Raw genomic sequence first — 13,993 nt, forward strand, 5'->3', positions numbered from 1 at the left:
AAATCCGGCTTGGTTTATAACCAAACCTGATTCGCCGGAAATATCGGTTTTTCCCCATCTCATTACTTCACAACCAAAAGGCCGTCTGAAAACCAAATTCCGGTTTTCAGACGGCCTCAATCATTCAAAATTTTCAACAAACCTTTATTTCAACGCTTCCAGCAGCTTTCCGTGTATTCCGCCGAAACCGCCATTGCTCATGACCAAAATATGGTCGCCTGCTTCGGCATTTTTCACGATTTCGGCAACAAAGGCATCGAAGTCTTTGCCCACATGCAGCTTGCCGCCTAAAGGTGCGAGGGCTTCGGCGACGTCCCAGTCCACGCCGCCGGCGTAGCAGAATACTTGGTCTGCATCGTTTAAGCTTGCGGGCAGGGCGGCTTTCATGGTGCCGAGCTTCATGGTGTTGGAACGTGGCTCGAGGACGGCGAGGATGCGTGCGTTACCGACGCGCTGACGTAAGCCTTCGATGGTGGTTTCGATGGCGGTCGGATGGTGGGCAAAGTCGTCGTAAACAGTGATGCCGTTTACTGTACCTTTGATTTCCATACGGCGTTTGACGTTTTTAAATGCACTCAAAGCTTCGCAGGCCGTCTGAATATCGACTCCGGCATGACGCGCGGCAGAGATAACGGCGAGGGCGTTCATGCGGTTGTGTTCGCCCATCAGTTCCCAAGCGACGTGTCCGACCGTTTCGCCGTGATGGCGTACATCAAACGAGCCGTCGGCATGGACGGTACCAACCTGCCAGCCTTGTTCGGTACCGAATTTCTCTACGGGCGTCCAGCAGCCTTTGTCTAGAGTATCTTGCAGGCTTTGCTGCTGGCCGTTGCAGACGATGAGGCCTTCAGACGGCACGGTGCGTACCAAATGATGGAATTGGGTTTGAATGGCGCCCAAATCGGCAAAAATATCGGCGTGATCAAATTCCAGATTGTTCAAAATGGCGGTACGCGGACGGTAATGTACGAATTTGGAGCGTTTGTCAAAAAAGGCGGTATCGTATTCGTCGGCTTCGATAACGAAAAACGGCGATTTGCTGTTCGGGTCTTGGCGCGGCGTTTGCGGCAGGCGGGCGGAAACGCTGAAGTTTTCCGGTACGCCGCCGATGAGGAAGCCCGGTGCAAGGCCGGCATATTCTAAGACCCATGCCAGCATGGAGGCTGTGGTCGTTTTGCCGTGTGTTCCTGCCACGCCGAGTACCCAGTGCCGGTGCAATACGTTTTCAGCCAGCCATTGTGGGCCGGAAGTATAAGGCAGACCTTTGTTCAAAATGGCTTCAATCACATCCATGCCGCGTTTGGCAACATTACCGATAACGTAAATATCGGCTTTAAATTCGTCCAATTGAGCGGCATCAAAGCCTTCGTGTACGTCAATGCCCAAGGCTTCGAGCTGGGTACTCATCGGCGGATACATCTTGGCGTCGCAACCGCTGACTTTAAAACCTGCTTCTTTGGCAATAGCCGCTACGCCGCCCATAAATGTACCGCCGATACCGATAATGTGGATGTGTTTCATGATAAGACCGTTTTGGGAATGAATTAATTTTAAAGCCGTCATTATAACGGAGTTTGGATAAAGAAAGGGGTCGTCTGAAAAGTTAGGCAACAATAAGAATAGGAAAAAAACACGAGGAATTTGATTTTAAAAGGAGGGCATTGAGGTTTTGCAAGTATGGGATTGGGTAAGCACTACTTTGGAAAGAGTTATTTGATACGGTAAAGTCGTTTACGAAGGTCAGGTGAAGCATTGCCTCGAACTCCTCCATGCTTGATAGCGTGAGGTTTTCGATAATAGGTTTACTTGGATAGACTTTAGAAAATGGGGGCGTATTCAATTAATGCCGTCTGAAAAATAAGTCCTGAGCAAACCACGCTACGACTTATTTTCAGACGGCATTTGTATTCTGTATTTTGCGATTTCTATTAAAGCGCTGCTTCCGAGCGTTCACCGGTACGGATACGGATAGCTTCTTCAACCGGATAAATGAAGATTTTACCGTCACCAATTTTGCCGGAATGCGCGGTTTCTAAAATGGCATCCACAGCCTGATCGACTTTATCGTCAGCCAATACCAATTCGATTTTTACTTTAGGCAGAAAATCGACTGCGTATTCCGCGCCACGATAAATTTCTGTGTGGCCTTTTTGGCGGCCGAAACCTTTGACTTCGCTGACAGTCATGCCGGTAATGCCGATTTCAGTCAGGGTTTCGCGTACATCGTCAAGTTTGAAAGGTTTGATAATAGCTTCGATTTTTTTCATATTGAGTCTCCTTATTTGCGAAAAGGCCGTCTGAAACATTCAGACGGCCTTTGTTCCATCAAGTTCGTTCAAATTTTATTTGAGTGAACTTATTTCTTTTTCTGAGCAGGCAGGTCGGTACATACGCCCAATGCCACTTCCGCAGCCATACCGATGGATTCGCCCAGGGTTGGGTGTGGGTGGATGGTTTTACCGATATCGGCTGCATCACAGCCCATTTCGATGGCCAAGCAGACTTCGCCGATCATATCGCCGCCGTTAGGGCCAACGATACCGCCACCGATGATGCGGCCGGTTTCAGCATCAAAAATCAGCTTAGTGAAACCATTGTCGCAACCGTTGGCAATCGCACGGCCGGAAGCAGCCCATGGGAAGTTGGCTTTGGTGATTTTGCGGCCGGAGGTTTTGGCAGACAACTCGGTTTCGCCAACCCATGCCACCTCAGGAGAAGTGTAGGCAACGCCCGGAATAACGCGTGCGTCGAAGTAGGCTTTGTGGCCGGCGCAGTTTTCAGCGGCAACGTGGCCTTCGTGAACGGCTTTGTGTGCCAACATCGGTTGACCGACGATATCGCCGATGGCGTAGATGTGCGGCACGTTTGTACGCATTTGTTTGTCAACTTCGATGAAGCCGCGGTCAGTCACAGCAACACCGGCTTTCTCAGCGCTGATCAGTTTGCCGTTAGGCGCACGACCGGCAGCTACGAGTACGGCATCGTAACGTTGTGGCTCTTTAGGCGCATTTGCACCTTCGAAGGTAACGTAAACGCCGTCTTCTTTAGGCTCGACAGCAACAGTTTTGGTGTTAATCATGATGTTGTCAAAACGGTATTCGTTTTGTTTTTGCCATACTTTAACCAAGTCGCGGTCTGCGCCTTGCATCAGGCCGTCCATCATTTCAACAACATCCAGGCGAGAACCCAGAGTGCTGTAAACCGTACCCATTTCGAGACCGATGATGCCACCGCCGATAATCAGTAGTTTGCCCGGCACTTCTTTCAGAGCCAAAGCACCGCTGGAGTCGATGATGCGCGGATCTTCAGGGATGAAAGGCAGTTTGGTTACGCGGCTGCCTGCTGCGATGATACAGTTTTTGAAGGCAACGATTTTTTTCTCACCGGTAGGCGTAGCTTGTTCGTACACTTCGCTGGTCGTCAGAGAAACTTCCAAGTGGTGTGGGTCCAAGAATTGGCCATCACCTTGGATAATGTCTACTTTACGGCCTTTAGCCATGCCTGCCAAACCGGTAGTCAGGCGGGAAACAACGCCGTCTTTGTAGCCGCGCAGCATGTCGATATCGAGTTCAGGCTCAGGGTATTTGATACCGTTGGCAGCCAAGTGACGTACTTCATCGATAACTGCAGCGTTGTGCAACAGGGCTTTGGAAGGGATACAGCCGACGTTCAAGCAAACGCCGCCCAAAGTTTTGTAACGTTCAACGATGGCAACTTTCAAGCCTTCGTCAGCAGCAGCAAATGCAGCAGAATAACCGCCAGGGCCGCCACCCAATACGACTACGTCGTATTCGGCATCGGCAGAACCGCCGAATTGAGCAGCTTGAGGAGCAGGAGCGGCTGCTTTAGGGGCTTCTTGTGCAGGAGCAGCTGGTGCTTCGGCTTTAGGAGCAGCAGCTGCACCTTCGGCCTCAACGACAACAATCAAACCGCCTTCAGAGATTTTGTCGCCCACTTTAACTTTAACTTCTTTGACTACGCCTGCAACTTCGGCAGGTACGTCCATAGTCGCTTTATCGGTTTCCAAAGTAATCAGGGTATCGTCCACAGCAATGGTATCGCCCACATTTACTTCAACCGCAATAATATCTACATTTTCGTGACCGCCAATGTCGGGCACTTTCAATTCAACTAAGCTCATGTCTAATCTTTCTGAATGATGTTCGGACTTCTTTTTTCAGACGGCCTTTCTATACAGGCCGTCTGAAAATGCTCGGATTACAGGGTAATGCGGCGGAAGTCTTTCAACAGGTTAGCCAGGAATACGGTAAAGCGCATACCGGCGGCACCGTCGATGACGCGGTGGTCGAAGGACAGGCTCAATGGGCACATCAGGCGAGGAGCGAATTCTTTGCCGTTCCAAACCGGTTTGATTTGGGATTTGCACACGCCCAAGATAGCAACTTCAGGAGCATTCACGATCGGTGTGAAGCCTGTGCCGCCGATACCGCCCAAGCTGGAAATAGTAAAGCATGCGCCTTGCATTTCTTGTGGTTTGAGCTTGCCTTCGCGGGCTTTTTTAGACAATTCAGTCAGCTCTTGGCTGATTTGTTTCAAGCCTTTTTGATCCACATCTTTGATGACTGGAACAACCAAGCCGTTTGGCGTGTCGGCTGCAAAACCGATGTTGAAGTAGTTTTTCAGCACCAGGTTGTCGCCATCCAGAGAGGCGTTGAATTCAGGGAAGGCTTTCAGCGCAGCAACAGAGGCTTTAATGATGAAGGCCAATGGAGACAGTTTCACGCCTTCGCGTTCCCATTCTTTGTTCAGTTGTTTGCGGAATTCTTCCAATTCGGTCATGTCCGCTTCTTCGTGTACGGTAACGTGAGGAATCACAACCCAGTTGCGAGACAGGTTTTGACCGGAGATTTTCTTAATGCGAGACAGTTCTTTAACTTCGACGCTGCCGAATTTTGAGAAGTCAACTTTAGGCCATGGCAACAAGTCCAGACCACCGCCCAAAGAGGCAGCAGCAGGTTTGCCTGCACCGCTTTGCATAACGGATTTAACGAAGGCTTTAACGTCTTCGCCCATGATACGGCCTTTCAGACCGGTACCTTTTACTTGGCCCAAATCTACGCCCAATTCGCGCGCCAGTTTACGTGCAGAAGGACCTGCATGGGCTTTGGCAAATGCAGCTTCGTCGATTTTGGCAGCTGCAGGTGCAGCCGGAGCAGGCGCAGCGGCTGGTGCTGGAGCGGCAGCAGGGGCTGAAGCAGCGGCTGGTGCAGGTGCGGCAGCTTGAGCGGCAGGAGCAGGAGCAGCTGCGGCTGAACCGGCGGTTTCTACTTCGATAATGGCAGAACCTTCAGATACTTTGTCGCCAACTTTTACAAATACGGCTTTAACCACACCGGCTTCAGTACATGGTACGTCCATAGTAGCTTTGTCGGTTTCCAAAGTAATCAGGGTGTCGTCAACGGCAACAGTATCGCCAACTTTAATTTCAACGGCAATAACGTCTACGTCAGAGTGGCCGCCGATATCAGGTACAACAACTTGTACGGTAGCGCCTCCGGCAGGAGCAGCTGCGGGCGCAGCAGCTGGAGTAGCAGGAGTAGCAGGAGCTTCTGCTGCAGGAGCAGGAGCGGCATCAGCAGCGGCAGCACCGGTTTCAACGGTCAGAATAACGCCGCCTTCAGAGATTTTATCGCCAACTTTAACTTTAACTTCTTTCACGACACCGGCTGCATCAGCAGGTACGTCCATAGTGGCTTTGTCGGTTTCCAATGTAATCAGGGTGTCGTCAACGGCAATAGTGTCGCCTACTTTAACTTCTACGGCGATGATGTCGACGTTTTCATGACCGCCGATATCAGGGACTTTGATTTCTACGATACTCATTTGAGTTCCTTTAATATTTTCAGTTTGATGCCGTCTGAAAAACTGTTTCACACGGCATCGGTACAGTTTGTTCAAACCATTCAAGCATTTGGTTTTCAGACGGCCTGATGTATGAATGAAGCAAACAGGCCGTCTGAAACATCAATTAGCGTTTCCAGCTAGGAGCTGAATCGGCTTTGATACCATATTTTTCAATAGCTTGTTGAACGGTTTCTTTGCTGACTTTGCCTTGTTCGGCCAATGCGCTCAATGCAGCAACGGCAACGTTGTAGCGGTCAACTTCGAAGAAGCTGCGCAGGTTGGCACGGCTGTCGGAACGACCGAAGCCGTCAGTACCCAAGACGTGGTAGTCGTTAGGGATGTAGGCGCGGATGCGGTCAGCATAGCTGCGGATATAGTCGGTAGCGGCAATCACTGGGCCGTCATGACCTTGCAGTTGAGAAGTAACAAACGGTACTTTTGCAGTTTCCAAAGGATTCAGGCGGTTGAAACGTTCTGCTTCGATAGCGTCGCGATGCAACAGGTTGAAAGATGGGCAAGACCAGATGTCTGCTTCTACGCCGAAGTCGGCTTTCAACAATTCAGCACCGGCAATGACTTCTTGCAGGATGGTACCGGAACCCATCAATTGAACTTTCTTGTCGCCTTTGCCGCCGGCTTTCAGCAGATACATACCTTTCAGGATGTTTTCTTCTGCGCCTTCAGGCATATCCGGGTGAGCGTAGTTCTCGTTCATCAGGGTGATGTAGTAGAACACATCCTCATTGTTGGCATACATACGGCGCAGACCGTCTTGAACGATAACGGCTACTTCGTATTGGAATGTCGGGTCGTAAGAAACGCAGTTTGGAATCAAATCTGCTTGAATATGGCTGTGGCCGTCTTCGTGTTGCAGACCTTCACCGTTCAGCGTTGTACGGCCGGCAGTACCACCCAACAGGAAGCCGCGTGCATGCATATCGCCGGCAGCCCATGCCAAGTCGCCGATGCGTTGGAAACCGAACATAGAGTAGTAGATATAGAAAGGAATCATCGCAAAGTTGCTGTTGGCGTAGCTGGTTGCAGCCGCGATCCAGTCAGCCATTGCGCCTGGCTCATTAATACCTTCTTGCAAGATTTGACCGTCAACAGATTCTTTGTAGAACATCAGTTGGTCTTTATCTTGAGGGGTATATTGTTGGCCTTTAGGGTTCCAAATACCGTATTGGCGGAACATACCTTCCATACCGAAAGTACGGCTTTCGTCAGGAACGATAGGTACAACGCGTTTGCCGATTTTTTTGTCTTTCAACAGGGTAGACAGGATGCGTACGAAAGCCATGGTGGTGGAGAATTCACGGTCACCGCTGGATTTCAGTTGGGCATCAAATGCTGACAGTTCAGGCACTTCCAGAACATCTTGGGTTGGGTTGCGTTGAGGCAGGTAGCCACCCAAAGATTCACGGCGTGCGTGCAGGTATTTGTATTCTTCGCTGTCAGGAGCAAAAGTCAGGTAAGGCAGGTCGCCACTGTCGATTTGCTCGTCAGTTACAGGAATGTCAAAGCGGTCACGGAATTGTTTCAGAGACGCTTTGTCCATTTTTTTGGCTTGGTGGGCAACGTTTTGACCTTCGCCGGATGCACCCATACCGTAACCTTTAATGGTTTTTGCCAAGATTACAGTAGGTTTGCCGTTGGCGTGGTTCGCAGCGCGGTCGTAAGCGTTGTAGACTTTTTGAGGGTCATGACCACCGCGGTTCAATGCCCAAATTTCGTCATCAGTCATATCGGCGACCAATGCTTTCAGTTCAGGCGTATTGAAGAAGTGTTCACGGACGTATGCGCCGTCTTTGGATTTGTAAGTTTGGTAGTCACCGTCCAAGCACTCTTCCATACGTTTACGCAGGATGCCATCTTTGTCTTTTGCCAAGAGGCGGTCCCAACGACGACCCCAGATGACTTTCACAACATTCCAGCCGGCACCGGCAAAGTTGCCTTCCAGCTCTTGAATGATTTTGCCGTTACCGCGTACTGGGCCGTCCAAACGTTGCAGGTTACAGTTGATGACGAATACCAAGTTATCCAAGCCTTCGCGTGAAGCCAGAGCAATAGCACCTTGGCTTTCAGGTTCATCCATTTCGCCGTCGCCACAGAATACCCATACTTTACGGCCTTTGGTTTTAGCCAGGCCGCGAGATTCCAAGTATTTCAGGAAGCGTGCTTGGTAAATCGCCATCAATGGGCCCAGACCCATAGATACGGTTGGGAATTGCCAGAAGTCAGGCAACAGGTGAGGGTGAGGGTAAGAAGGCAGGCCTTTACCGTCAACTTCTTGACGGAAGTTGTTCAGCTGGTCTTCAGTCAGACGGCCTTCAACGAACGCACGTGCGTAGATACCAGGGGCTACGTGGCCTTGGAAGAATACCAAATCGCCTTCTTCACCTTCGCCTTTAGCTTTCCAGAAGTGGTTGAAGCCGACTTCGTACATAGTGGCGGCTGATTGGAAAGATGCAATGTGTCCACCCAATTCCAAATCTTTTTTACCCGCGCGCAAAACGATAGCGGCAGCGTTCCAACGAACGAATGCACGGATGCGGTGTTCGATGTTTTGGTCGCCGGGGATGCCTTTTTCGTCTTCTACGGAAACGGTGTTCAAATATGGAGTAGTGGTGCCGTGAGGCATACGGATGCCTTTGTCACGGCTGTATTTGACCAAACTTTCCAGCAGGTATTGGGCGCGTTCGCTACCTTCATATTCTAAAACAGAGCTTAACGCGTCTAACCATTCTTTGGTTTCAATTGGGTCAACATCGTGTAATTGGGTGGACATAATATCTATCCTTGTGTTGAGTGTTTTTCAATGACGGAGTATTACTCCGATATTTTCGTTTGCGAACAGATGTGAGTTTAAAACGAAAATTCCTAGAGTTAAATTCGAAAAAAGTTTTAATTACTGAAATATTATCAATACGTTATAACCGTTGATAAAAAATCAGAAAGAATTGAACTTTTTACAAACCAGCTAACCTGCAAATGCTATCAGTAATTGGGCAAACTGGCAAATTGTGCTGTAGATATTGATAGGATTTAGAGGTTGAAATTAAGATTTTTTAAAAGAGTTATGTAGCTTGTTTTTAAATCGAGATATTGAGTGGATACAGTAAAAAAGCATCAGATATTTGAGAAAGTTTATTCGAATACGAAAAATATTTTTCAAATTTTGTTGTAAATAGAAAATTAAATTTAAGATTATCTGGTTTTTTACAAAGAGAATAGGCCGTCTGAAGACTCTAAAGAGATTAAGGAGAAATGGGATTTGAAGATGGCGATTGTTGAGGAAGGGTAAATGAAAAAAATGACATGTACAGGCTACTTTAGCGCTGACATGTCATTTATGTAGGAAGTTAGAATTTCAGACGGCCTCTAATTATCAGTAGAGCCTTTTTGAGAGAATTGCTTCCATTGAGTCAGAAGCTCTTTGAGAACGTCTTGCTGTTCATGTCCATGTTGGATGGCTTCTTGCAACCAGAAGCAAGCATTGTTGATGTCTTTTTTTACACCCATGCCGTGATAATACAGGCAGGCAAGATTATATTGAGCCATCGTGTCTCTTTGTTTGGCCGCTGCTTCAAACCATTTTGCAGCTTGGGCGTAGTCGACAGGTACGCCTTGTCCGCAGTAATACATCATGCCAAGATTGGTTTGGGATTTACTGTGTCCACGTTCTGCGGACTGATGGTATAACTCCAGTGCTTCAGTGTAATTCTGTTTGCGTTTTAAGCCATAGTGTGCTGCAAATGCCAGCTTGTACAGACGCTCGGCTTCCTGACGTTGGAGGGCAATTTCTTTCGTCAGTTCATAGTTTTGCTGGTTATTCAACGCGCTGTCAGACAGAAGTTTTTGGTAAGCGACAAGATTACCTAAATCGGCCGAGCGTTGATAATATTGACGGGCGGTGTCTGCATCAACTGATCGTCCCAATCCGTAGCGATGGATATCACCTAAAAGGCGCAAACCTTCCGGATCATTTTGATCCGCAGCAAATTTAGCGTGCTGATAGGCCTTCTGAGGGTCTCGTTCGGTGTTTTTGCCTAGCAGATAGATTTCGGCAAGTGCTACATTCGCATTGCTGTCACCTTGTGCGGCAGATTTTTCAAACCATTCCAATGCTTCAGCAGGATTTGATGCGGCTAAGAGTTCTGCAAGAGAAGTTTGAGCTGGAACAATGTCGTAATCGGCGGCAATACGTAAATGTTCGATTGCTTTTTCAGGATTTTGTGCGACACCTTGCCCCAATTTGTATTGGAGACCGAGTTGCCAGTGTGCTGCAATAAATCCCTGTGCAGCGGATTGCTGATAAAGTTTATGGGAATATTCCAAATCAGAAGAGCTGGAATATTGGTAATGTTGGGCTAAGAAGTATTGCGCCTGAGGATTTTGCTGTTCGGCAGCTTTCAATGCCCATTTGACTGCTTCTTGGTCATTGCCATTGTCTGCATATAAACGCATGAGGCGTAGTTGTGCTGGGGCTAATCCTTCTTCAGCAAGCTCTTGATAGGCTGCAATGAGCTTTTCTATTTCTATTCCATTATTTTCTTGTAACTGGAGAAGATTATAGCGGGCATATGGATGACCAGCTCTTGCAGCTTGCTTTAAATATTCAACTGCAATTGCTAAATCTTGCGCATTTTCGTGGTGTTCGATCAGGCATCCTGCTAGCTGAAATGCGGCCTCAATATGCCCGGCTTCTGCTGCCTCGCAGAGCAATGGGATGGCTCGTGCAAAGTCAGGAGGGTCTTGAGTGATTAATTTTTCTGCTAGAAGAAAAGATTCTTCATATTGTTGAGCATTCATCGGTTTGCTTTTATATTTTGCGAAGGATTAAGAATAAAATAATCGGCCGACAGAGTGCGGCCGTTATGATTTTGTAATTTTGAGGTTATTTACAAAAACAGACAACCGTATTTGTATTTTTATACTTAGAATAATGGAATAAATCATTTCGTACTGCATAAATACAACAGAAGGATATGATTAAAGTGGATTGAGAAAATACTTCTGCTGTTTATTCAGTTTAAATTATTCGTCGTCCGGTTTCTTACGCCACAAAACAAGTAATTTGCCAATATGTTGCACCAGTTGAGCACCCAGTGTTTCACACAGGGCATTGCAAATTTCAATACGTTCAGCACGATCATCGCCAAAAACACGGACTTTAATCAATTCGTGCGCTGTCAATGCGGCATCGGCTTCTTTGATGACTGAGTCGGTCAAGCCTTGTTGGCCAATCATAACGACAGGATGGAGGTGATGTGCTTGGGCTTTCAAGGCCAAAATTTCTTTGGTGCTTAATTTGTTGTCGCTCATATTAATAAGTATCCAATTCAAAAGAATAATGGCTATATTGTACGCGATTTAGAACATTTACGGGGGAAATAACGTACAATGCTGATTTTAACTTAAGCATTTCAAATCAAGATGGCTGTACGCTCAAAATCTTCAAAAGCATGGCTGCATGAGCACGTCAACGATCATTATGTCCATATGGCACAAAAGGACGGATATCGTGCCAGAGCAGCTTATAAATTATTGGAAATTAATCAAAAAGATAAATTAATCAAACCAGGTACGGTTTTGGCAGATTTGGGCAGTGCGCCGGGAAGTTGGTCACAGGTGGCGGCCAAGCTGGTCGGTAAAACAGGAGCAGTGTTTGCTTTGGATATTTTGCCGATGGAAGCTATTGAAGGTGTGTCGTTTATTCAGGGCGACTTTAGGGAAGATGCTGTTTTGGAGCAGTTTGAAGCCTTATTGGATAATCGTCCGTTAGACCTTGTAATCTGTGATATGGCACCCAATATGTCAGGCAATGCCGTAACCGACCAGGCACGCAGTTTTTATTTGTGTGAACTGGCTTTGGATTTTGCCTCCCAACATTTGAAAACCGGAGGCAGTTTTTTAGTGAAGGTGTTTCAAGGCGCGGGTTATCAAGAGTATACGGCGGCTATGCGTGAAATTTTTGCCAGTGTACAAACTCGAAAGCCGGATGCTTCCCGCAATCGTTCCAGTGAGATTTACCTATTAGGTAAAAATAAACGCTGACAATGTAGGGTGGGTGCTTTAAAATTCTTTCCCTTGATTTTATTTATTTTGTAACCATGGAGCCTGTTCAGTGGGGAATACCATTAAAAACATATTAGTCTGGGTAGTGGGTGGTGCTATGCTTTTAGCAGCATTCAATGCACTCAGCGATAAGCAGGAAGATAAACAGCAAATCGAATATTCTCAATTTATTCAGCAAGTTAATAGTGGCGAAGTATCCAATGTCAATATTGAAGGATCTGTTGTCAGCGGCTATCTGATTAAAGGTGAGCGCACCGATAAAACTGCCTTCTATACCAATGCGCCTTTGGATGACAACTTGGTTAAAACACTGTTGGACAACAAAGTACGCGTCAAAGTGACTCCGGAAGAAAAACCAAGCATGCTGGCCAGTCTGTTTTACAGCCTGCTGCCTGTTTTGTTGTTGATCGGTGCATGGTTCTACTTCATGCGTATGCAAAGCGGCGGTGGCGGTAAAGGCGGAGCATTCTCTTTTGGTAAGAGCCGTGCACGTTTGTTGGACAAAGATTCCAATAAAGTTACTTTTGCCGATGTTGCCGGTTGTGATGAGGCAAAAGAAGAAGTACAAGAAATTGTGGATTACCTGAAATCGCCTAACCGCTATCAAAGCCTGGGTGGTCGTGTACCTCGCGGTATTTTGTTGGCCGGTAGCCCTGGTACGGGTAAAACATTGCTGGCTAAAGCGATTGCCGGTGAGGCCGGTGTGCCATTCTTCAGCATTTCAGGTTCTGACTTCGTAGAAATGTTTGTCGGTGTCGGTGCGAGCCGTGTCCGCGATATGTTCGAGCAGGCCAAGAAAAACGCGCCATGTATCATCTTTATTGATGAAATTGATGCGGTTGGCCGTCAGCGTGGTGCTGGTTTGGGCGGTGGTAATGATGAGCGTGAGCAAACATTAAACCAATTGTTGGTTGAAATGGATGGTTTTGAAAGCAATCAAACCGTTATTGTGATCGCAGCAACCAACCGTCCTGATGTACTTGACCCAGCGTTGCAGCGTCCGGGCCGTTTTGACCGTCAAGTCGTTGTTCCATTGCCTGATATCCGTGGCCGTGAGCAAATCTTGAAAGTACACGCTAAAAAAGTACCTTTGGATGCATCCGTAGATTTGACTTCTTTAGCACGCGGTACACCTGGTTTTTCAGGTGCGGATTTGGCAAACTTGGTCAATGAAGCAGCTTTGTTTGCCGGTCGTCGTAATAAAGTTAAAGTCGATCAAAGCGACTTTGAAGATGCTAAAGACAAAATCTACATGGGTCCGGAGCGTCGCAGTATGGTAATGCACGAAGATGAAAAACGTGCGACAGCCTATCATGAGGCCGGTCATGCAATCGTAGCGGAAAGCCTGCCGTTTACCGATCCGGTTCACAAAGTAACGATTATGCCTCGTGGCCGTGCATTGGGTTTGACTTGGCAGCTGCCTGAGCGTGACCGCATCAGTATGTACAAAGACCAAATGCTGAGCCAGCTCTCAATCTTGTTTGGTGGCCGTATTGCTGAAGATATTTTTGTCGGCCGTATTTCTACCGGTGCATCTAACGACTTTGAGCGTGCAACTCAAATGGCACGCGAGATGGTAACGCGTTATGGTATGAGCGACAAAATGGGTGTGATGGTTTATGCTGAGAACGAAGGTGAGGTATTCTTGGGTCGCAGCGTAACCCGTTCTCAAAATATTTCCGAGAAAACCCAACAAGATATCGATGCGGAAATCCGCCGTATTTTGGATGAGCAATACCAAGTGGCTTACAAAATCTTGGATGAAAATCGTGATAAGATGGAAACCATGTGCAAAGCACTTATGGATTGGGAAACCATCGATCGAGACCAAGTTTTGGAAATTATGGCCGGTAAACAGCCTAGTCCGCCTAAAGATTATAGCCACAATGTCCGCGATGACAAAGTGGAAGAGTATGAAGCGCCTATTGCTGAAGCTGCTGAAGCTGTTGAGCAAAATGAGGTTCAGAATACTGAGTCAGTAGAAACAGACAAAACAGATAAATCTGTATAAGGTTTGAAACAGAAAACGGTAGCTTTTAAGCTACCGTTT

9 protein-coding genes are annotated in these 13,993 nt (G+C 47.4%); 2 read left to right on the top strand and 7 right to left on the bottom strand.

Going from position 1 to position 13,993, the window contains the following annotated elements; translation table 11 throughout:
- Window positions 1-144: 144 nt before the first annotated feature.
- From mpl to yhbY, 7 genes are all read right to left on the bottom strand, one after another.
- Window positions 145-1,521 (bottom strand): UDP-N-acetylmuramate:L-alanyl-gamma-D-glutamyl-meso-diaminopimelate ligase, encoded by a 1,377-nt coding sequence (gene mpl, locus ACTHSN_RS07040; RefSeq protein WP_070460746.1) that lies wholly within the window; start codon window positions 1,519-1,521, stop codon window positions 145-147.
- A 407-nt stretch (window positions 1,522-1,928) separates the two neighbouring features.
- A complete protein-coding gene (locus ACTHSN_RS07045) occupies window positions 1,929-2,267 on the bottom strand; it encodes a P-II family nitrogen regulator (RefSeq protein WP_070647098.1) in 339 nt (112 codons plus the stop codon).
- A gap of 89 nt (window positions 2,268-2,356) precedes the next feature.
- A complete protein-coding gene (gene lpdA, locus ACTHSN_RS07050; RefSeq protein WP_070647100.1) occupies window positions 2,357-4,141 on the bottom strand; it encodes a dihydrolipoyl dehydrogenase in 1,785 nt (594 codons plus the stop codon).
- Between the two features lie 77 nt (window positions 4,142-4,218).
- Window positions 4,219-5,844: a dihydrolipoyllysine-residue acetyltransferase gene (aceF, locus tag ACTHSN_RS07055; RefSeq protein WP_440365222.1), complete on the bottom strand. Its 1,626-nt coding sequence runs from the start codon at window positions 5,842-5,844 to the stop codon at window positions 4,219-4,221.
- A gap of 145 nt (window positions 5,845-5,989) precedes the next feature.
- Window positions 5,990-8,653, bottom strand: coding sequence for a pyruvate dehydrogenase (acetyl-transferring), homodimeric type (gene aceE / locus ACTHSN_RS07060; protein ID WP_107867399.1), 2,664 nt, complete (start codon window positions 8,651-8,653; stop codon window positions 5,990-5,992).
- A 593-nt stretch (window positions 8,654-9,246) separates the two neighbouring features.
- Window positions 9,247-10,677, bottom strand: a complete 1,431-nt coding sequence (locus ACTHSN_RS07065) for a tetratricopeptide repeat protein (RefSeq protein ID WP_440365223.1) — start codon at window positions 10,675-10,677, stop codon at window positions 9,247-9,249.
- 225 nt (window positions 10,678-10,902) lie between these two features.
- Window positions 10,903-11,190, bottom strand: coding sequence for a ribosome assembly RNA-binding protein YhbY (yhbY, locus tag ACTHSN_RS07070; protein WP_285070130.1), 288 nt, complete (start codon window positions 11,188-11,190; stop codon window positions 10,903-10,905).
- 111 nt (window positions 11,191-11,301) lie between these two features.
- On the opposite strand from yhbY, the gene ACTHSN_RS07075 reads away from it, so the two are divergent.
- Both ACTHSN_RS07075 and ftsH read left to right on the top strand, forming a co-directional pair.
- On the top strand, window positions 11,302-11,922 hold the full coding sequence (locus ACTHSN_RS07075) for an RlmE family RNA methyltransferase (RefSeq protein ID WP_070460733.1): 621 nt from the start codon (window positions 11,302-11,304) through the stop codon (window positions 11,920-11,922).
- A gap of 70 nt (window positions 11,923-11,992) precedes the next feature.
- Entirely contained in the window at window positions 11,993-13,954 is a 1,962-nt protein-coding gene (gene ftsH, locus ACTHSN_RS07080) for an ATP-dependent zinc metalloprotease FtsH (RefSeq protein WP_070647110.1), read from the top strand.
- The last annotated feature ends 39 nt before the right edge of the window (window positions 13,955-13,993 follow it).

The organism is Neisseria sp. P0009.S010 (assembly GCF_051958545.1).
Lineage (GTDB): Bacteria > Pseudomonadota > Gammaproteobacteria > Burkholderiales > Neisseriaceae > Neisseria > Neisseria subflava_A.

Excerpts from the sequence above, each read along its gene's own strand:
- mpl (WP_070460746.1), bottom strand. The coding sequence starts at position 1,521 with ATGAAACACATCCACATTATCGGTATCGGCGGTACATTTATGGGCGGC.
- ACTHSN_RS07045 (WP_070647098.1), bottom strand. The coding sequence starts at position 2,267 with ATGAAAAAAATCGAAGCTATTATCAAACCTTTCAAACTTGACGATGTA.
- lpdA (WP_070647100.1), bottom strand. The coding sequence starts at position 4,141 with ATGAGCTTAGTTGAATTGAAAGTGCCCGACATTGGCGGTCACGAAAAT.
- aceF (WP_440365222.1), bottom strand. The coding sequence starts at position 5,844 with ATGAGTATCGTAGAAATCAAAGTCCCTGATATCGGCGGTCATGAAAAC.
- aceE (WP_107867399.1), bottom strand. The coding sequence starts at position 8,653 with ATGTCCACCCAATTACACGATGTTGACCCAATTGAAACCAAAGAATGG.
- ACTHSN_RS07065 (WP_440365223.1), bottom strand. The coding sequence starts at position 10,677 with ATGAATGCTCAACAATATGAAGAATCTTTTCTTCTAGCAGAAAAATTA.
- yhbY (WP_285070130.1), bottom strand. The coding sequence starts at position 11,190 with ATGAGCGACAACAAATTAAGCACCAAAGAAATTTTGGCCTTGAAAGCC.
- ACTHSN_RS07075 (WP_070460733.1), top strand. The coding sequence starts at position 11,302 with ATGGCTGTACGCTCAAAATCTTCAAAAGCATGGCTGCATGAGCACGTC.